This is a genomic window from Leifsonia sp. NPDC058230 (assembly GCF_042882245.1).
Taxonomy (GTDB): domain Bacteria; phylum Actinomycetota; class Actinomycetes; order Actinomycetales; family Microbacteriaceae; genus Leifsonia.
On sequence record NZ_JBHVWM010000003.1, the window covers coordinates 222,344 to 240,840 of the forward strand.

Here is an 18,497-nt window from a genome sequence, read left to right on the forward strand (position 1 = left end):
CGGGCGTGTTCGGTCGGGGAGCAGTACGCCTTGTTCACGTCCATCTGTCCGCTTTCGTCGGTCGGCTCGTGGTGTGCACCGGGTAACGCGATGTATCGCGTTTCGGCCAAGGTACGCCCATTGCGCGGAAAAAGCATGCGGCGGACGTTCAGGTTGGCACGCCCGCTCCGCGCCCGTCCGGGCTACAGGGTGTTCCCGAGCTTGAAGCCCTGCTCCCTGTCGCCCTCGCGGGTGTAGGAGAAGCCGTCCGCGCCGACCGTGACCGCCTGTTCGGTCGGCTCCTCGCGCAGCTCGATCTCCCGCACGTTGCCGCCCAGGTCGAGCACGGGGGAGGCTTCGGTGTACCAGCTCGGCACCACCGGGTTGCCCCACCAGTCTCTGCGCTGGTTGTCGTGCACGTCCCACCGGACCACGGGGTTGTCGGGGTCGCCCGTGTAATAGTCCTGCGTGTAGATCTCGACCCGGTGTCCGTCGGGATCGAGGATGTACAAGTAGAACGCGTTCGAGACGCCGTGACGGCCGGGTCCGCGTTCGATTCGATCGGACATCCGGAGCGCGCCGAGCTTGTCGCAGATGTGGATGATGTTGTGCTGCTCGTGGGTCGCGAACGCGAGGTGGTGCACGCGCGGGCCGTTCCCGCCGGTGAGGGCGGTGTCGTGCACGGTGTCCTTGCGGCGCATCCACACGGCGTAGACGATGCCGTCCTCGTCCTCGATGTCCTCCGTCACGCGGAAGCCGAGAGCCTCCAGGTACGCCAGTCCGCGGGGGACGTCGGGGGTCACCTGGTTGAAATGGTCGAGTCGCACGAGCGCGCCGGGGTTGTGGAGGTCGTAGCGCCAGGCGAGACGTTCGACGTGATCCACCCGGTGGAAGAACTCGTAGGGGAAGCCGAGCGGATCCTCAACGCGCACGGTGTCGCCGACTCCGCGCACGAACCCGCTCTCACGCCGTTCCGTGCGGCACCCCATCGCCTCGTAGTACGCCTGGGCGCGATCGACGTCCTCCGGCGTCCGGACGCGGTAGGCGAGTGCCGCGACCGCCGCGACCGGCCCCTGCCGCAGCACGAGGTTGTGGTGGATGAACTCCTCGAAGGTGCGCAGGTAGATCTCGGTGTCGCTCTCCTCGGTGACGACGAGGCCCAGCACGTCGACGTAGAAGGCGCGCGATGCCGCCAGGTCGGTGACCACGACATCCATGTAGGCGCTGCGCACGATGTCGGGCGGAGTCACCGAGGGGGTGGGGATGGGAGGAAGGCTCATGATGCTGCTCCGAATCGCGCGGTGTGCACGGCGCCCAGGCTGATGTGGACGGCCTGCTGGTCGGTGTAGAAGTCGATGGAGCGATAGCCGCCCTCGTGGCCGAGGCCCGAGGCCTTGACTCCGCCGAAAGGCGTGCGCAGGTCTCGGACGTTGTGCGAGTTCAGCCAGACCATGCCCGATTCCACAGCGTGTGCGAACGTGTGCGCCCGCTCGAGGTTCGAGGTCCAGATGTAGGCCGCGAGCCCGTATTTGACGCCGTTGGCGAGTTCGAGGGCTTCCTCGTCGGTGTCGAACGGGGTGATGGCCACGACGGGACCGAAGATCTCCTCCTGGAAGATGCGCGCATCCGGTGGCACGTCCACGAACACGGTGGGCTGCACGTAGTTGCCGTCGGGAAAAGCCGGGGGACGGCCGCCACCCGCCAGGAGACGACCCTCGGTCCTGCCGAGCTCGATGTAGCTCATCACCTTCGCGAAATGCTCCGGGTGCACGAGGGCGCCGACCTCGGTCTTCGGGTCGTTCGGGTCTCCGACGACGATGTTCCTCGCACGCGCGGCGTAGCGCTCGATGAACTCGTCGTAAATCGGACGCTCGACGAGGATGCGGGAGCCGGCGGTGCAGCGCTCGCCGTTGAGGGAGAACACCCCGAACAGTGTGGAGTCGATGGCGGCGTCGAGGTCTGCGTCGGCGAAGACAACGGCGGGCGATTTGCCGCCCAGCTCCATCGACATGCCTTTGAGGTTCGTCGCGCAGTTGCGGAAGATGGTCTGACCCGTCGTGGTCTCGCCGGTGAACGAGATGAGCGGGGCGCCCGGGTGCTTGACCAGAGCATCCCCCGCCTCCTCGCCGAGCCCGTTGACGAGGTTGAAGACGCCGTCGGGGACGCCGGCCTCCCGGAAGATCTGGGCCCACAGGCTGGCGGACAACGGTGTGAACTCGGCGGGTTTGAGCACGACCGTGCATCCGGATGCGAGTGCGGGCGCCAGCTTCCAGCTCTCGAGCATGAACGGCGTGTTCCACGGTGTGATCAAGCCGGCGACGCCCACCGGCTTGCGGTTGACGTAGTTCACCTGCCGACCGGGAACCTTGTAGGTGTCGTCGGCCTGCGCGACGATGAGACCCGCGAAGAAGCGGAAATTCTCCGCGGCGCGCTGAGCCTGGCCCAGGGCCTGGGTGATCGGAAGGCCGGTGTCGTAGGTCTCGAGTTCGGCGAGACGGGCGTCCTGGGCCTCGACGAGGTCGGCGACTCTGTTGAGCACCCGCGAGCGGGCGCGGGGCACCATGCGCGGCCACGGTCCGTGGACGAAGGCCTCGGTCGCCGCAGCGACGGCGCGGTCGATGTCCTCCTTCTGCCCGGCGGCGGCGGTCGCGTAGACCGTGTTTCCCGCGGGCTCGAGCACGTCGAAGGTCGCGCCTGAGATGCTGTCAACGAACGCGCCGCCGATATAGTGCTGGAGGCGGGACGGGAGATCGACGGGGGTGTGGGCGGCCATGTCAGGCGGCTCTCATGGTGAAGTCGCCGACCGGGCTGAGCCACTGCTCGCCCTCGGCCAGGTGCGCCCGGATCTTCGCGATACCGCCGTCGGTTGGGGTGATCAGCGGCGGCCGGACGAAGCCCGACGTCACGAGCCCACGCTGTTCCAGCACCCACTTGCCGGGCGCCGGGTTGGTCTCGACGAACAGCAGGTCGACGAGCGGGTGGAGTCCGAAGTGGATGGCGCGGGCCCGGTCGATGTCGCCCGCCACCCACGCCTCGTACAGGTCGGCGTGCGCGCGCGGCGCGATGTTCGACGTCGCGCTGATGAATCCGATACCCCCGAGCGCGAGCAGGGGGAGGCACAGCAGTTCGATCCCGCTCCAGACGAGCAGCTCGTCGCCGCACTGCTGGAGTACTCGCGAGAAGTGCTCGAAGTCCTTCGTGGTCTCCTTGATGCCGACGAAGTTGTCGACGTCGCGGAAGAGGCGCGCAACCGTCTCCGGCGCGATGTCCACCGCCGTGCGGCTCGGCACGTTGTACGCGACGATGGGCAGATCGGGGAACTCGCGTGCCACGGTCCGGTACCAGACGTAGAGCGCCTCCTGCGTGGGGCGTGCGTAGTACGGCGTGATGATCAGCACGGCGTCGGCGCCGGCCTCCTTCGCGGCCGACGTCAGCTCGAGCGTCTCGTCGAGCTTCTCCGTGCCGGTCCCGGGCATGAACGGGACCCGGTCGTCGATCGCCGTCGCGACCGTGCGGATCGCGGCTGCGCGTTCCTGGATGGACTGGGAACTCGGCTCGCCCGTGGATCCGCCGAGCGAGATCCCGTGCGTGCCGTTCGCGAGCTGCCAGTGCACCAGGTTCGTGAGGCTCTCGTGATCGACCTCGCCCGTCGGCAGAAACGGTGTCATGAGCGGAGCGATGGAGCCCGCGATCAGGCGCGGGTCGGAACGGAATCTCATACTCGTCCTGCTTTCTTCTCGGACTGGTAGGCGAGGAAGGCGTCGAGGGTCGCAGTTCGGTGCGAGCGCGCGGCCAGCTCGATCTCGAGCTCGCCCGCGTCGGCTTCGATCAGGCGGAGCAGCGCCTCGTGTTCGGCGACGGATTCGCGGGCCCGGCCGGGCACGAAGCTGAACGTCGAGTCGCGCAGCACCTTCATCCGGTTCCACCCACGGTGCACGAGATCGAGGAGGTGGGGGTTGGGGCAGTGCTCGAACAGCACGGAGTGGAAGTCGAGGTTGAGCTGTGTGAAACGCGGAGGGTCGAAATGGTCGAGGCAGGCGATCATCTCCGCGTTGATCGCTCGCGCCCGTGCGATGTCGTCCGGTGTGATGAACGGAGCCGAGAGCGCGGTCGCGACGCCTTCGACGACGGCGAGGGTCTGCATGGTGTGCAGGTACTCGGTCTCCTCGATGAGGGCGACCTGCGCACCGATGTTGCGTTCGAACGTGACGAGTCCCTCCGCCTCGAGCAGACGGATCGCCTCGCGGACGGGAACGACGCTCACGCCGAGCTCCTTCGCGATCTGACCCAGCACGAGACGGTATCCGGGCACGAAGGTGCCATCGCTGATGCGCGCTTTGAGCCAGTCGTAGGCCAGCTGCGATTTGCTGACGGTCACTTCTTCGGAGACCACGCGGCGTACCGGTCCTTCCACTCGCCTGCGAGCGGGTACAGCCCGTCGACGCTCTCCCCGGCCGCGACCATCTCCGCTATGAAGGTCTCCTGGCGCTCCTGCTCGATCGCGCCATCGACCACGGACTCGACGAGGCCCGGCGGGATGACGAGCAGACCGTCGGCATCGCCCACGATGATGTCGCCCACCTGAACCGCGGCGCCGCCGCACGCGATCGTCAGGTCCGTGTCCCACGGCACATGCCGGCGGCCGAGCACCGCCGGATGCGCGTTGGCGTAGTACGTCGGGATGTCGAGAGCGGCGACGGCCACCACGTCGCGCACGCCACCGTCGGTCACGATTCCCGCAGCACCGCGCACCTGAGCGCGCAGCGCGAGGATGTCGCCCACCGTGCCCGTGCCGGTTTCACCGCGTGCCTCGATGACGAGCACCTCGTCGACGCCGAGGGTGTCGAACGCGCGCTTCTGCGCGTTGTATCCGCCCCCGTGGGACTCGAAGAGGTCCTCGCGGTTGGGGATGAATCGCAGGGTGCGGGCGACGCCGAGCAAGCGGGTGCCCGGTCGCGTCGACTGCAGGCCGTCGATCGACACATTGTTGTACCCGTGCTTGCGCAACTGGGCACTCAACGTCGCGGTGCCCACGGAACCGATTCGCGCCTTGAGGTCTTCGGTGAGGATGTCGGCGCGCGGCGCGAGTCCGGCCGCCTCCCGCGATCCCCAGGCTTCAGCACGCTGTAAATCGTCGACCGCGGGCGTCGCGCCGAAGTCGCCGAACGCGACCGTGCCCTGCACGATCGGCGTCACGAGGCGTCCGGAGCTGGGCGCGCCCGGTGCCGTCGGCGCATCGACCTCGACTTCGACGATATCGCCGGGGCCCACCACGGAAGAGCCGGCGGGTGTGCCGGTGAGGATCACGTCGCCGGGTTCGAGTGTGATCAACTGCGAGAGGTCTGCGACCAGCCGGCCGAACGGGAAGACCAGTTCAGCCGTGGTGTCGTCCTGCACGAGTTCACCGTTGACCCACGTCCGCACCCGGAGGGCCGACGGGTCGAGGCCGGCGGCCGGGATGAGGTCGGGGCCGAGGGGCGTGAATCCGTCTCCCCCCTTCGACCGGAGGTTGGAGCCCTTGTCGGCCGACCGCAGGTCGTAGAGACCGAAGTCGTTCGCAGCGGTCACGTGGCTCACGTAGGACCAGCCGTCCGCAGGGGGTACCCGGCGTGCTTCGCGCCCGATGACGATCGCGATCTCGCCCTCGAACGCGAGGAGCTCGGTGCCCGCCGGCTGTTCGAGCGGAGCGCCGGAGGCGGCGACGGACGTGCCGGGCTTCAGGAAGTAGGAGGGCTGGGCCGGCGTGCGACCCCGTTGTGCGATGCGCGACGGGTAGTTCAGGTGGAGAGCGATGATCTTGCCCGGGGCCAAACCTGCCATGACTTCCTCGTCTCGCGGTGCGTATCTGAAATGATATACAATCAGCCACAGTCGTCAAGGCCACAAAGATGTGAGGACACTCGTGCAGTTCCACGACCACGGTTATGTATCCGGAGACCCGCGAATCCAGCCCGCGGCCGGTCTCGGTGTCCACCGTCCGGAGGAGCTTCCGGACGAGGTCGACGTGCTCATCGTGGGAACCGGGCCGGCCGGCATGATCGCGGCCGCCCAGCTGTCCCAGTTCCCCGGCATCAGCACCCGGATCATCGAGCGACGGGAGGGGCGCCTCGTCATCGGCCAGGCCGACGGGATCCAAGCGCGCAGCGTGGAGACGTTCCAGGCCTTCGGATTCGCGGAGCGCATCACCCAGGAGGCGTACCGCATCACGGAGATGGCGTTCTGGAAGCCCGACCCCGCCGACGTCAGTCGCATCCATCGGGCTTCGGTGGCCGTCGATGATCCGACCGGGATCAGCGAGTTCCCGCATCTCATCGTGAACCAGGCCCGGGTGCTCGACTACTTCGCCGAATACATGGCCGACGGGCCGGCGCGGCTCCGGCCCGACTACGGCTACGAGTTCACCGACCTCGAGATCGAGGAGGCGGGCGAGCATCCGGTCGTCGTCTGGCTGAAGCACGGTGACGAGGAACGCACGGTCCGCGCCCGATACGTTCTGGGCGCAGACGGTGCCCACAGCCGAGTCAGGGATTCGATCGGCTGCACCATGGCAGGCGATCGGGCCAACCACGCCTGGGGGGTCATGGACACCCTGGCCGTCACCGACTTCCCGGACATCCGCACGAAGTGCTCGATCCAGTCGGAGGCGGGCAACATCCTGCTCATTCCGCGCGAGGGCGGACATCTTTTCCGGATGTACGTCGACCTCGGCGAGGTGGACCCCCACGACAGCGGCGCGGTGCGGGCGACGACGATCGAGGAGATCATCGCCAAGGCACGCGAGATCCTCAACCCCTATCGGCTGGACGTGAAGAACGTCGCGTGGCACAGCGTGTACGAGGTCGGTCACCGGCTCACGGACCGCTTCGACGACGTGGTGGTCGACGACGGCGGCTCCCGCACACCGCGGGTCTTCATCGCTGGGGATGCGTGCCACACCCACAGCGCGAAGGCGGGACAGGGCATGAACGTCTCCCTTCAAGACGGCTTCAACCTCGGCTGGAAGCTCGGACACGTGCTCGAGGGCCGGTCTCCGGAGGAGCTGCTCGCGACGTACTCGGCCGAGCGGCAGGTCGTGGCAAAGAACCTCATCGACTTCGACAGGAAGTGGTCGACCCTGATGGCCACCAGACCGGAGGACCTGGCCGACCCCTCCGAGCTCGAGGAGTTCTACGTGCGCACCGCCGAGTTCCCCGCCGGGTTCATGACCGAGTACGCCCCGTCGATGATCACGGCCGAAGCGACGCACCAGCAGCTCGCGACGGGATTCGGCATCGGCAAGCGCTTCCGATCGGCGCCCGTCATGCGGGTGTGCGACGGGATTCCGGTCCAGCTCGGTCATCATGCGCGCGCGGACGGTCGTTGGCGCATCTACGTCTTCGCCGACGTCGACGGTGAGGCCGCGCGTCTCGCAGAGTGGCTCGGCTCAGACCCCGCGTCGCCGCTGAAAGCGGTGCCGGACGGGGTCGATTTCGACGCGTGGTTCGACGTCAAGGTCGTCTATCAGGAGCCGCACAACGACATCGACATCCCGTCGGTTCCGCTCGTCTTCTGGCCCGAGACCGGTCCGTTCCGGCTACGCGACTACGAGAAGGTCTACGCGGCCGACCCTCGCGATGACATCTTCGAGGCGCGGGGTGTGAGCCGTGCGGGCGCGATCGTCGTCGTCCGTCCGGACCAGTATGTGGCGAACGTGCTTCCACTGGCGGACACGAGCGGCCTGGCGGAGTTCTTCCGGCGACTGTCGCGGTCCGCATAGCTCGGTAGCATCGATGCATGCCTGGTCAGCCGTCGCGGGGAACCGATCTCGACGATGCTGCCGAGGTGTTCCTCCAAGTGAGGCCGCGGCTGTTCGGGATCGCCTACCGGATGCTCGGCAGCGCCTCCGACGCGGAGGACATCGTGCAGGACGCCTGGCTGCGCTGGCAGGGCGCCGATCGATCGTCGGTGGAGGAGCCGCGCGCCTTCCTCGCCACGACGACGACGCGGCTCGCGATCAACTTCGCGCAGTCCGCTCGAGTGCGGCGCGAGACCTACATCGGCCCGTGGCTGCCGGAGCCCGTCGACACGAGCGCCGACCCGACCCTCGGCGCTGAGCGCGCAGAAGCACTCGAATTCGCCGTGCTTCTCCTCATGGAGAAGCTCCCCCCGGCGGAACGCGCGGCCTACGTGCTGCGTGAGGCGTTCGACTACCCGTACCCGCGGATCGCCGAGATCCTCGAGGTCGGCGAGGCGAACGCGCGGCAGCTGGTGAGCCGGGCCCGCAAGCATCTGGCAGCCGAGCGCCCCGTCGGAGCCGTCGACCCGATCGAGCAGCGCCGGGTGCTCGACGCTTTCGTCGCAGCCGCGAGATCCGGGGACGTCGGCCGGCTGGAGGACGTTTTCGCGGCCGACGTCGTCAGCTACTCCGATGGCGGAGGCCTGGCGCGCGCTTCGCGCATCCCCGTACACGGACGGACGACCGTCGCCAAGTATTACCACGCGTTCGCGAACCGGTTCTGGGTGGGCGTCGCCCTGCGGCCCATCGAGCTCAATGGTCTGCCGGCGATCTCTCTGGTGCGCGACGGCGCGGTGCTCGCCGTGGCGACCGTCACCTTCACCGCGCAGGGAATCGACCAGGTGCTGTGGGTCATGAACCCCGAAAAGCTCACGCGCGTCCCTCTGATCGCGGGCTGACTGTCACAAATTCGCCTCGAATCCGGTCTTAGTGAGTGAGACAGGAGGACATCGTGCGAAAGGTTCGGGGGCAATCCAGCGGCAGCGGCGCAGCGACGTCGTTGACCGACCGGGCGGCACGGCGGCTCGGCAGAACCGCGGCGGGCCGGAAGGTGGCGACTCTGGCCGCCGAGCTCGAACACCGGCGGGTGCCACTGCACTGGTCGAACCTGTTCGGCGTCGTCTCCCTCGCCTGCATCGCGGTCATCGTCGTCACCGGCGTCTTCCTGATGTTCTTCTACTCACCGTCGAGCACGCCGGTCGGATACCACGGCGCGTACACCCCGCTCGACGGAGCCACGATGTCGAAGGCGATGCAGTCGACCTTGGCGATCTCGTTCGACGTGCGAGGGGGGCTCCTCCTTCGGCAGGCGCATCACTGGGCCGCTCTCCTGCTTCCTGCCGCCGTGATCCTCCAGCTGCTGACGACGTTCTTCACGGGCGCGTTCCGCAGACCCCGCCGCCTCGGCTGGGTGCTGCTCTTCCTGATCCTCATCACTGCTCTCGTTGGGGGATGGAGCGGCTACGCGCTTCCCGACGACATGCTCTCCGGCACGGGCCTCCGCATCGTGGAGGGGATCGTCCTCGGCATCCCGGTCATCGGGACGTGGCTGTCGATGCTGTTGTTCGGCGGCGAGTTCCCCGGTGAGATCATCGAACATCTTTATCCCGTGCACGTGGTCGTCGTCCCGGTGGTCCTGATCGCGCTGCTGGCACTGCGCATCCGGGTCGGCTATCTGCAGAAGCCCGCGCAGTTCGCCGCGTCGGGGCGAACCGAGGAGAACGTCGTCGGCGTGCCGGTGCTTCCGAATGCCGCTGTCCGCGCCGGCGGTCTGTTCCTCATCGTGACAGGTCTGCTCTTCCTGGTCTCGGCGACCGTCACGGTCAGCCCGATCTGGCTTTACGGACCGTCATCGGGCGGGGATGCATCCGCCGGCAGCCAGCCAGACTGGTACACCGGGTTCCTCGACGGTGCGCTCCGTCTCGTTCCGCCGGGCTGGGAGTTCGTCTGGCTGGGTCACACCTGGACGCTCGCCGTCGTGGTGCCGCTCGCCGTGGTCGGTGCGTATCTCGCAGCCGTCGTGCTGTACCCGTTTCTCGAGGAGAGGATCACCGGGGACACGCGCGACCACAATCTGCTCGATCGTCCGCGCAACACCCCGACGCGCACGGGTGTCGGTGTCGCGGGGATGACCTTCTACGCCGGCCTGTGGGGAGCGGGAAGCGCCGACCTCGTGGCGACCCACTTCCACCTCGGAGTGGAGGCCGTCGTCGCGTTCTACCAGGTGGCGGTGGTGATCGGGCCGATCATCGCGTTCGTGGTCACCCGCCGAGTGTGCCTCGGACTGCAGAGGAAGGACCGCGAGATCCTCCTCCACGGATACGAGACCGGCCGCATCGTGCGCCTTCCGGGCGGCGAGTACGTCGAGGTCCACCAGCCGCTCGACGAGGACGAGCGCCTGCGCCTGCTCGGCACCGGCGATCAGCGGCCGGTTCCGGCCGGAGATGATCTCAGCCCACCTGTCACAATGGCCCGACGCGTCCGGTCATAGCTGGTGACCGGAGCAACGGATGCCCGGCAACCAACGAAAGGCTCACAATGAAGATCGTCGTCATCGGCGGCTCCGGACTCATCGGGTCCAAGGTCGTCGCCAAACTCACCGCGCAGGGGCACGAGGCGGTGGCAGCATCGCCGAAGTCCGGCGTCAACACCCTCACCGGCGAAGGACTCGCCGAGGCGCTCGCGGGAGCATCCGTGGTTCTCGACGTCTCCAACTCCCCGTCCTTCGAAGCCGACGCCGTGATGGACTTCTTCACCACCTCCACCCGGAACCTCCTGGATGCCGAGAAGGCCGCCAGCGTGAACCACCACGTCGCGCTGTCGGTGGTGGGCACCGAGCGTCTGGCCGACAGTGGATACTTCCGAGCGAAGGTCGCGCAGGAGCGGCTCATCGAAGAATCCGGGGTGCCGTACTCGATCGTGCACGCTACCCAGTTCTACGAGTTCGTGAATTCGATCGCCGATGCCGCCACCGTCGGCACCACCGTCCGGCTCGCCCCGGTGAAGATCGAGCCGATGGCTGCCGACGACGTCGCCACGGCGGTCGCGAGCGTCTCGGTCGGTGAGCCCCTCAACGGCAGGCGTGAGATCGTCGGACCGGAGCAATTCCGGCTGGATGAGCTCATCCGCCGCGGTCTCGCCGCTCACGACGATCCGCGCGAGGTGATCGCCGATCCCGACGCGACGTACTTCGGGGCGCGGCTGAGCGACAGCGAGCTCATTCCGGGAGACGACGCCATCCGCTCCGACACGACCTTCGAGGATTGGCTGTCCGCCTCGGCCAGGTAGCCGCGGACGCTGCTCGGGGTGGACGGCGCCCATCCGGAGCCAGAGAATGGCAGCATGCGGCGCACACCCGGATGCACCCGAAGGATCGAGGGGCCGTCGTGAGCGGTCTCACCGACGCGCCGCTCATCCGCACGCCCGACCAGCGTCTCCGCGTCTTCGTGAGCTCGACGCTCCGCGAACTCGAACCCGAACGGCGGGCGGCGCGTGGGGCGATCGAGCGGCTGCGGCTCGCGCCCGTGATGTTCGAGCTCGGTGCGCGGCCGCATCCGCCGCGGGAGCTCTACCGGGCGTACCTCGAGCAGAGTGACGTGTTCGTCGGCGTCTACTGGCAGCAGTACGGCTGGATCGCCCCCGGTGAGGAGTTCTCGGGTCTCGAGGATGAGTATCGGCTCGCGCGTCGCGAGATGCCGAAGCTCATCTATGTGAAGCAGCCGGCTCAGCGCGACGAACGACTCGACGGACTGATGATGCGCATCCGGGACGACGACACGGCCTCGTACAAGTCGTTCTCGACCGTCGAGGAACTGGCGGAACTGATCGAAGCCGACCTGGCGACCCTGCTCGCGGAGCGGTTCGACGCGTCGCGGCAGCCGACCGTTTCGAGTCCTGAAGAGGACCCGGCGTCAGGTCGCCTACCTGCTCCCTACACGGAGGTCGTCGGCCGGGAGCGCGAGGTGGCGACGGTACTCGCCTGGCTCGGCGAGGATGCGCGGCGGCTGGTCACGCTCGCCGGTCCCGGCGGAATCGGCAAGAGCCGGCTCGCCATCGAGGTCGCCCAGTTGGCCGGCGACCGTTTCGACCGGGTGACGTTCGTGGCGCTGGAGCACGTTCGCGCCGCCCACGATGTGCTGCCGGCGATCGCGCGCGAGCTCGGCGTGCGCGAGGGCGGCGACCGCTCACTGCTGGACCTGCTCGGGATCGCGCGCTCCGGCCGCCGCGACCTGATCGTGCTGGACAACTTCGAGCAGGTCATCGCCGCCGCCCCGCTCGTTGTGTCGCTTCTCACCGAGCTGCCCGGCGCGACTCTCCTCGTGACCAGCCGGGCGCGGTTGCGGGTGCGCGGGGAGCACGTCTTCGATGTCGAGCCGCTGAGTGTGCCCACGGATCCGGCCAGGGCATCCCTGGAAGAGGTTCTCGACGCGCCATCGGTGCAATTGTTCCGAGACCGTGCGCGCGCAGCCGACCCGCGATTCGACGTGACGACCGGCAACGCCGAGGACGTGGCGCGCATCTGCCAGGCGCTGGAGGGTGTGCCGCTGGCCATCGAGCTCGCGGCGGCGCGCATCCGGGCACTCACCCCCGCCACCATGCTCGCGAAGCTCGATCGTGTGCTGCCCCTGCTGGTGACGGCCGCCCGGGATGTGCCGGAACGCCAGCGGACGATCGAGTCGACGGTCGAGTGGAGCATCGATCTGCTCAGCCCCGACGCGCGCGCCCTGTTCACTCGCCTCGGCGTGTTCGCCGGCGACTGCAGCCTCGATGCGGTCGAGGCGGTGGCTGCGGACGCCCCGTGGGCCGCGGACCTGCTGGGTACGCTGCTCGAACTCGTCGACGGAAGCCTCGTGCGCCAGCACGACGCCGACGGCCTGCCCTTGTTCTCGATGCTCGCCCCTGTGCGCGAGATCGCGACCGCACGATTCGAGCAGGGTCCGGATGCGACGGCGGCCCGCCGCAGACACGCCGACTACTACGTCACCCTCGCCATGGACGCCGAGCCTCTGCTGGTCGGGGCCACGCAGCTGGCCGCTCTCCGGCGGCTCGAGGCGGAGCGTCAGAACCTGCGAGCCGGTTTCCGTCACCTGATCTCGATCGGCGAGGTGGACGTCGTCGCCGACGCCGTGTGGCGTCTGCTCCTCTACTGGTGGATTCGCGACCTCCTTCCCGAGGCGAGGGCCTGGGCGGAGGGCATCCTCGCTGCGGGGGTGCCTTTGGCGGACCGCTCCCGCGCGATCGCCCTCGCCTTCTCGTCCTGGGTCGCACTGTCGCAACCGGGAACCGTCGCCGATCCGAGGCCGATCGAGGAGAGCGTGGCCCTGTTCCACGACGCGGGCGACGACTTCGGTGAAGCCTGCGCGCTCACCGTTCTCTGCATCGCCTGCACAGCGGCGTCCCCGCCCGAGCTCGACCGCGCCGAGGAGTCCCAGCGGCGTGCGATCGAACTCGTGCACGATCGCCCGACCTTTCAGGGTCTCTTCCGCGGCTCGCTCGGCAGCGTCGAGCTGTTCCGCGGGCGGGCGGCAGACGCCCTCGCGATCTTCGACGCCGTGCTCGAGGATGCGATCCGCATCGGCGACCGCTTCGTCGAGAGCATCGCGCTCACCAACGCCGGATGGGCGCGGCTCGCGCTCGGTGAGGCGTGCCCTGAGCTGTTCGCGCGCCACCTGGAACTCTCGCTGCAGATCGGGAACGAGGACGGCGTCGGCTACGCGTTCGAGGGACTGGCCGCCTGCGCAGCCCTCCTCGGCGATGCCGACCGCGCCGGTGTCCTCCTCGGTGCCGCGGAGACCGCACGGAAACGCACCGGGATGATCGAACAGCGTTCGTACATCACCTTCCAGCCCTTCATCGAACGGATGCTCGCCTCAGAGAGGGCCGCCGACTTCGAGGCGGCACGCGAGCGGGGACGCGAGATGTCGCGGCGAAGCGCGCTGGACCTGGCACGCGGAACCGCACCGGACACGCGGGTGTGACGGTCACTCTTCCAGCTGCGGGCTGGTCTTGAAGTGGATCAGTTTGTGCGTCCCGTCGCAGAAGGGCTTGATCGTGGACACTCCGCAGCGGCACAGGGCGACCGTGCGCCGACTCTGTTCGATCTCCTCGCCATCGGCCGAGACGAGCGTGACCGGACCACGCACGAGGAGTGGACCGTCAGTGCACGCGACGATGACGGGCCGATCCTCGCGTGCGCGGGTCATGCGCGCATCCCCGCGGACTCGCGCAACGAACTGCGGCCGGACTGCCAGCTGTCGAGGAGGTGCTGCCCGGCGAGCCCGTCGATGTAGAGGCAGGCACGAGCCCCGAACACGATGTCGGGCAGCAGTTCGGGATGCTGCTCTGCGAGTCCGCCCGCGAGGTCACGACCCGCGATCTGCTCGTGCACCGCATCCGCTTCGACGTGCTCGTCGAAATACCGCGTGACGTCCTCGCCGTAGCCGAGGCGGCGGAACCCGTTGCCGTAGAGACGGTTCGGGATCGACGACGTCATCTCGAAGGCGGCCAGGTGACCCACGATCGCGCCGCGGAGCCGGCGGTTCAGGCCGAACATGGACATCATGGTGAACGACGCCAGGGTCACCGCCGGCACCCGGTCGACATAGGCGCCGTAGGTGTCATCCAGCCCGAGGGCGCGCATCGTGCGGGCGAAGATCGCCGAGTGCATCCGCTCGGGCCTGCCCCCGCCGTACTCGTCCGATTGGACTTCGACGAGGGCCGCCTTCGCGCGGCCGGTGAGCCGGGGGATCGCCCACGAGTGCGGGTCTGCTTCCTTCAGCGTGTAGATGGAGCGCTGCACGACGAACTCTCTCGCCTGATCCTCGGTCGCCTTCTTGGCGAAGTACCGGGAGAGACTGGGGCCGCTGTCGGCGGACGTGAGGTCGAAGAGGTACGCGGCGACCGACTCGGCGTCGGCGTCGGGGAGGTCGGCCGGGCCGATCCTGTCCCGGAGCTGTTCCTCGAATCGGCGCTCGATGGATGTGCGAAGCGCGACCTGTTCAGGGTCCCACTCCCACAGGTCGTCGCTCTCGGTGAACCCTCCGTAGGAGAGTCCGTAGCTGAGCAGGAGTGCGAGCTGGAGGTCGTCGTCGGTGACGACATCCGGGTCGGCGTCCAAGGATTCGCGGGTCAGGTCGAGAGCGCGCGCCATGGCGGACGCGCCGGTCTCCACTGGGGACGAGAGCGCGTCCATCAGCTGTGCGCTGACAGGACCGCGGGCGGTGATCGGTGGTGTCATGCTTCGACGGTCTGCCGAACAACGGGTCGAGTCAAGCCGTTGTGGGACACGCCTTTTCATGCGTACCGTGTGCGGCGGAGCGTGAAAGGGGGCGGTGCATGCCGACGACGATCGGGGTCGAGGAGGAGTTCGTGCTGCTCGACCCGGCAACGTTGACGCCGGTCGAGCGTGCCGAGGACGCCCGTGACGAACTGGGTCGGCGACGCGATCGCCCGGGCACGGTCACCGGGGAGTTCTTCCTGTCACAGATCGAGTACGCCTCTCCGGTCTGCACGACGACCGCTGAAGCACTCGACTCGCTTCGAGAGTTCCGCAGCGATCTGGCGGGGTGGGCAGCGGGAGCCGGACTCCAGGCCGCCGGCGTCGGGATGCCGTACCGTGTCCTCTCCGACGCCCATGTCACCGGTGGGGAGCGATACCGTGACATCGCCTCGCATTTCGGCCTGATCGTTCCGGATCACCAGATCAACGGCCTCCACGTTCACGTCGGCGTGGACAGCCGGGAACGGGCCATCCGCGCCCTGAATCGTCTGCGGCCCTGGCTGCCGTCCCTGCTCGCGCTATCGGCCAACTCGCCGTTCTGGCAGGCGGCCGACACGGGCTTCGACAGTTGGCGCGCTATCCACAGCAGGCGCTGGACGACCTACGGCGTACCGCCGCCCTTCCACGACGCCGCCGACTACGACCGACGCATTTCCGCGCTGCACGGCGTGGGCGGCACGTCGGATGCCGGAACCCTCAACTGGGTCGTTCGGCCATCCGCACGGTATCCGACAGTCGAGGTGCGGGTGTTCGACGCCCAGCTGGATGCGGTCTCGAGCGTCGCCCTGGCGGCGCTTGTCCGCGGTCTCGTCGTCACGGAGCCCCGAACAGAGCCTCCGCTCGCGGATCCGGAGCTTCTCGACTCGGCCTTGTGGCACGCGGCCAGGAACGGATTGAGCGGCGAACTTCTGCAACCGTGCACCGGACGGCTGCAGCCTGCCGCCGTCGTCGTGGCGACGCTGCTGGATGAGGCCGCACGCGGGTTGGCCGAACACGGCGACACGGAACTGGTCGAGTCGACCGTCGATCGCATCCTGAGCACAGGCAACGGTGCGACACGACAGCGGCAGGCTTTCGCCAGGGGAGGAGTCGCCGCGCTCTCAGAACTGACCGGCGAGCTCGGCGGCCAGACCGATACCGTCCGCAGAAGGAGAACCCGACCATGACCGAGCAGCAGAGCGCTGAAGACATGTCGCACGACGAGAAGCGTGAGGACCAGCTGACCACGGCGCCCAAGTCGACCGAAGCCGATGCCAAGCCACGCATCGAGGTCTCCGAAACCGATGCCGGCACGAAACGCATCGACATCCGCGACGACGCGAATGCCCGCCCAGGCGGGCCCGACCCGAGCAAGAAGTAGGCGGAGCGCCCCGTCGACCCGTCGTGGTAGTGTGGCCGGACCACATGGTCGGACCACATCCCCGACCGCCGAGGAGTCACGATGGGTTCGGAGCCGAGAGCGTGGGAGAGTGTGCTCGCCCACATCGAGGCGCTCCTTGTTGACGGCACGCTGCGTCCGGGGGATCACCTGCCCGCCGAGCGCGCTCTCGCGGTCGACCTCGGTGTCGCGAGGTCGAGCGTTCGGGAGGCGATCCGCGTCCTCGAGGTGATGGGACTCGTACGCACCCAGACCGGCTCCGGTCCCACATCGGGAGCCATCATCGTGGCGCGTCCGGTCGGTGGGATGCAGGTGCTGATGAGACTTCAGGTCGCCGCCAGCGGATTCCCGGTCGAAGACGTGGTGAGCGCCCGTCTGCTGCTCGAGTCGTCGGTCGCCGGCGACCTGGCCGATCGCGCGTCCTCGGTCGATGTGAGCGACGCAAACGATCTGCTCGACGCCATGGACGACCCTGCTCTCACGCCGGTGGAGTTCCTCGCACTGGATGCGCAGTTTCATCTCTCGCTCGCGAACGCCTCCGGAAACACGGTCATCTCGGCGACGATGGCCGGACTCCGCAGCGCGATCGAGGGCTACGTCGTCGCCGGTCTCGCCGGCATCGCCGACTGGCCGTCGATGGCGACGCGGCTGCGCGCCGAGCACCGGGGTGTGCTCGCGGCGATCGCCGACGGCGACCCGGTTGCGGCACGCACCCGGATCCACGACCACATCAGCGGCTACTACCGCGATGCTGCCTTCCTGCCCTCCACCTCCGCCCACCCCTCCCGTTAGGTGTCACGAATGGTCACTCGTCAACTTCCGAAGCCGGCAGAGCTGCTCGATCTCATGAAGTTCAAGAAGCCGGAGCTCGACGCGAAGAAGCGCCGGCTCCAGGGCGCCCTGACCATCGAGGACCTCCGCACGATCGCCAAGCGTCGCACCCCCAAGGCGGCGTTCGACTACACCGAGGGAGCGGCCGAGGGGGAGATCTCGCTGTCGCGCGCCCGGCAGGCGTTCCAGGACATCGAATTCCACCCGTCGATCCTGCGCGACGTCTCGACGGTCGACACGGGTTGCGAGATCTTCGGCGGACACTCGGCTCTGCCCTTCGGGATCGCTCCGACGGGCTTCACCCGCTTGATGCAGACCGAGGGAGAGACCGCCGGCGCCGGTGCGGCCGCGGCGGCGGGCATCCCGTTCACTCTCTCCACTCTCGGGACCACCTCGATCGAGGGCGTCAAAGAGGCGAACCCGAGCGGACGCAACTGGTTCCAGCTCTACGTGATGCGCGACCGGGAGATCTCATACGAGCTCGTCCGCCGGGCCGCCGCGAACGACTTCGACACCCTGTTCTTCACCGTGGACACGCCGGTCGCCGGTGCGCGGCTGCGCGACAAGCGCAACGGGTTCTCCATCCCGCCCCAGCTCACCGTCGGCACGATCATCAACGCCATCCCGCGTCCCTGGTGGTGGTACGACTTCCTCACGACCCCCAAGCTCGAGTTCGCCTCCCTGTCCGACACCGGCGGAACGGTCGGGGACCTGCTCAATGCGGCGATGGACCCTTCGATCAGCTTCGACGACCTCGACGTCATCCGCGGGATGTGGCCGGGCAAGATCGTGGTCAAAGGCGTGCAGAACGTCGAGGACTCCCGCCGTCTCGTCGATCTCGGTGTCGACGGCATCGTGCTCTCCAACCACGGAGGCCGCCAGCTCGACCGCGCGCCGATCCCGTTCCACCTCTTGCCGCAGGTGGTCACGGAAGTGGGTGCGCACACCGAGATCGCGATCGACACGGGGATCATGAACGGGGCCGACATCGTCGCCGCCTACGCCCTCGGGGCGAAGTTCACCCTCATCGGGCGCGCCTACCTCTACGGGCTCATGGCCGGAGGCCGCGCCGGAGTGGACCGCACGATCGAGATCCTCACGGACCAGATCGTACGCACGATGCAGCTGCTCGAGGTCCGCTCGCTCGACGAGCTGACCCCGAAGCATGTCACCCAGCTGCGGCGGCTGATCCCGGTGCAGGAGAACCTGGTGCCTGCGCCGCAGGGATAGGGACGGCCGCGCGAGGGGCGCGGAGG

At 68.2% G+C, this 18,497-nt stretch carries 16 protein-coding genes; 9 read left to right on the top strand and 7 right to left on the bottom strand.

What is annotated here, in order from left to right; all coding sequences use genetic code 11:
* Positions 1-182: 182 nt before the first annotated feature.
* The 5 genes from hpaD to ACFVV0_RS10930 are packed head-to-tail and all read right to left on the bottom strand — an operon-like array spanning position 183 to position 5,799.
* Positions 183-1,259, bottom strand: coding sequence for a 3,4-dihydroxyphenylacetate 2,3-dioxygenase (hpaD, locus tag ACFVV0_RS10910; RefSeq protein WP_387062402.1), 1,077 nt, complete (start codon positions 1,257-1,259; stop codon positions 183-185).
* Positions 1,256-2,752: a 5-carboxymethyl-2-hydroxymuconate semialdehyde dehydrogenase gene (hpaE, locus tag ACFVV0_RS10915; protein WP_387062406.1), complete on the bottom strand. Its 1,497-nt coding sequence runs from the start codon at positions 2,750-2,752 to the stop codon at positions 1,256-1,258. Before hpaE ends, hpaD begins: the two co-directional genes overlap by 4 nt.
* Before the next feature lies 1 nt (position 2,753).
* Positions 2,754-3,698: a 4-hydroxy-tetrahydrodipicolinate synthase gene (gene dapA / locus ACFVV0_RS10920; RefSeq protein ID WP_387062409.1), complete on the bottom strand. Its 945-nt coding sequence runs from the start codon at positions 3,696-3,698 to the stop codon at positions 2,754-2,756.
* Positions 3,695-4,372, bottom strand: a complete 678-nt coding sequence (locus tag ACFVV0_RS10925; protein ID WP_387062411.1) for a GntR family transcriptional regulator — start codon at positions 4,370-4,372, stop codon at positions 3,695-3,697. The genes dapA and ACFVV0_RS10925 overlap by 4 nt, the downstream gene beginning before the upstream one ends.
* Positions 4,354-5,799, bottom strand: a complete 1,446-nt coding sequence (locus ACFVV0_RS10930; RefSeq protein WP_387062414.1) for a fumarylacetoacetate hydrolase family protein — start codon at positions 5,797-5,799, stop codon at positions 4,354-4,356. The genes ACFVV0_RS10925 and ACFVV0_RS10930 overlap by 19 nt, the downstream gene beginning before the upstream one ends.
* Positions 5,800-5,881: 82 nt before the next feature.
* Between ACFVV0_RS10930 and ACFVV0_RS10935 the strand changes: the two genes are divergently transcribed.
* The 5 genes from ACFVV0_RS10935 (at position 5,882) to ACFVV0_RS10955 (ending at position 13,731) form a co-directional block, all read left to right on the top strand.
* Positions 5,882-7,735, top strand: coding sequence for an FAD-binding monooxygenase (locus tag ACFVV0_RS10935; protein WP_387063542.1), 1,854 nt, complete (start codon positions 5,882-5,884; stop codon positions 7,733-7,735).
* Positions 7,736-7,752: 17 nt separating this feature from the next.
* Positions 7,753-8,652, top strand: a complete 900-nt coding sequence (locus tag ACFVV0_RS10940) for an RNA polymerase sigma-70 factor (RefSeq protein WP_387062416.1) — start codon at positions 7,753-7,755, stop codon at positions 8,650-8,652.
* 53 nt (positions 8,653-8,705) lie between these two features.
* Positions 8,706-10,244, top strand: coding sequence for a cytochrome bc complex cytochrome b subunit (locus ACFVV0_RS10945; protein ID WP_387062419.1), 1,539 nt, complete (start codon positions 8,706-8,708; stop codon positions 10,242-10,244).
* Positions 10,245-10,291: 47 nt separating this feature from the next.
* The gene (locus tag ACFVV0_RS10950; protein WP_387062422.1) at positions 10,292-11,041 is read left to right on the top strand and encodes an SDR family oxidoreductase; all 750 of its coding nucleotides are present in this window, start codon (positions 10,292-10,294) and stop codon (positions 11,039-11,041) included.
* Between the two features lie 98 nt (positions 11,042-11,139).
* Positions 11,140-13,731, top strand: coding sequence for an ATP-binding protein (locus ACFVV0_RS10955; RefSeq protein ID WP_387062425.1), 2,592 nt, complete (start codon positions 11,140-11,142; stop codon positions 13,729-13,731).
* 3 nt (positions 13,732-13,734) lie between these two features.
* On the opposite strand, the gene ACFVV0_RS10960 is transcribed toward ACFVV0_RS10955, so the two are convergent.
* Positions 13,735-13,956 (bottom strand): CDGSH iron-sulfur domain-containing protein, encoded by a 222-nt coding sequence (locus ACFVV0_RS10960; RefSeq protein WP_387062427.1) that lies wholly within the window; start codon positions 13,954-13,956, stop codon positions 13,735-13,737.
* Positions 13,953-14,990 carry an iron-containing redox enzyme family protein gene (locus ACFVV0_RS10965; RefSeq protein WP_387062430.1) on the bottom strand — a complete coding sequence of 346 codons (1,038 nt, stop codon included), beginning with the start codon at positions 14,988-14,990 and terminating at the stop codon, positions 13,953-13,955. The genes ACFVV0_RS10960 and ACFVV0_RS10965 overlap by 4 nt, the downstream gene beginning before the upstream one ends.
* 98 nt (positions 14,991-15,088) lie before the next feature.
* On the opposite strand from ACFVV0_RS10965, the gene ACFVV0_RS10970 reads away from it, so the two are divergent.
* The 4 genes from ACFVV0_RS10970 to ACFVV0_RS10985 all read left to right on the top strand — a co-directional run bounded on the left by ACFVV0_RS10970 (position 15,089) and on the right by ACFVV0_RS10985 (position 18,471).
* Entirely contained in the window at positions 15,089-16,198 is a 1,110-nt protein-coding gene (locus ACFVV0_RS10970; protein ID WP_387062433.1) for a YbdK family carboxylate-amine ligase, read from the top strand.
* Positions 16,195-16,392, top strand: coding sequence for a multidrug transporter (locus ACFVV0_RS10975; protein WP_387062436.1), 198 nt, complete (start codon positions 16,195-16,197; stop codon positions 16,390-16,392). The genes ACFVV0_RS10970 and ACFVV0_RS10975 overlap by 4 nt, the downstream gene beginning before the upstream one ends.
* A gap of 81 nt (positions 16,393-16,473) precedes the next feature.
* Positions 16,474-17,202, top strand: a complete 729-nt coding sequence (locus ACFVV0_RS10980; protein WP_387062439.1) for a FadR/GntR family transcriptional regulator — start codon at positions 16,474-16,476, stop codon at positions 17,200-17,202.
* Positions 17,203-17,211: 9 nt separating this feature from the next.
* Positions 17,212-18,471, top strand: a complete 1,260-nt coding sequence (locus tag ACFVV0_RS10985; protein ID WP_387062442.1) for an alpha-hydroxy-acid oxidizing protein — start codon at positions 17,212-17,214, stop codon at positions 18,469-18,471.
* Positions 18,472-18,497: the final 26 nt, after the last annotated feature.

What these genes read in the sequence shown, in the direction of transcription:
- hpaD (WP_387062402.1), bottom strand. Translation starts at nt 1,259, where the DNA reads ATGAGCCTTCCTCCCATCCCCACCCCCTCGGTGACTCCGCCCGACATC.
- hpaE (WP_387062406.1), bottom strand. Translation starts at nt 2,752, where the DNA reads ATGGCCGCCCACACCCCCGTCGATCTCCCGTCCCGCCTCCAGCACTAT.
- dapA (WP_387062409.1), bottom strand. Translation starts at nt 3,698, where the DNA reads ATGAGATTCCGTTCCGACCCGCGCCTGATCGCGGGCTCCATCGCTCCG.
- ACFVV0_RS10985 (WP_387062442.1), top strand. Translation starts at nt 17,212, where the DNA reads ATGGTCACTCGTCAACTTCCGAAGCCGGCAGAGCTGCTCGATCTCATG.
- ACFVV0_RS10940 (WP_387062416.1), top strand. Translation starts at nt 7,753, where the DNA reads ATGCCTGGTCAGCCGTCGCGGGGAACCGATCTCGACGATGCTGCCGAG.
- ACFVV0_RS10970 (WP_387062433.1), top strand. Translation starts at nt 15,089, where the DNA reads ATGCCGACGACGATCGGGGTCGAGGAGGAGTTCGTGCTGCTCGACCCG.
- ACFVV0_RS10960 (WP_387062427.1), bottom strand. Translation starts at nt 13,956, where the DNA reads ATGACCCGCGCACGCGAGGATCGGCCCGTCATCGTCGCGTGCACTGAC.
- ACFVV0_RS10975 (WP_387062436.1), top strand. Translation starts at nt 16,195, where the DNA reads ATGACCGAGCAGCAGAGCGCTGAAGACATGTCGCACGACGAGAAGCGT.
- ACFVV0_RS10980 (WP_387062439.1), top strand. Translation starts at nt 16,474, where the DNA reads ATGGGTTCGGAGCCGAGAGCGTGGGAGAGTGTGCTCGCCCACATCGAG.
- ACFVV0_RS10965 (WP_387062430.1), bottom strand. Translation starts at nt 14,990, where the DNA reads ATGACACCACCGATCACCGCCCGCGGTCCTGTCAGCGCACAGCTGATG.
- ACFVV0_RS10930 (WP_387062414.1), bottom strand. Translation starts at nt 5,799, where the DNA reads ATGGCAGGTTTGGCCCCGGGCAAGATCATCGCTCTCCACCTGAACTAC.
- ACFVV0_RS10950 (WP_387062422.1), top strand. Translation starts at nt 10,292, where the DNA reads ATGAAGATCGTCGTCATCGGCGGCTCCGGACTCATCGGGTCCAAGGTC.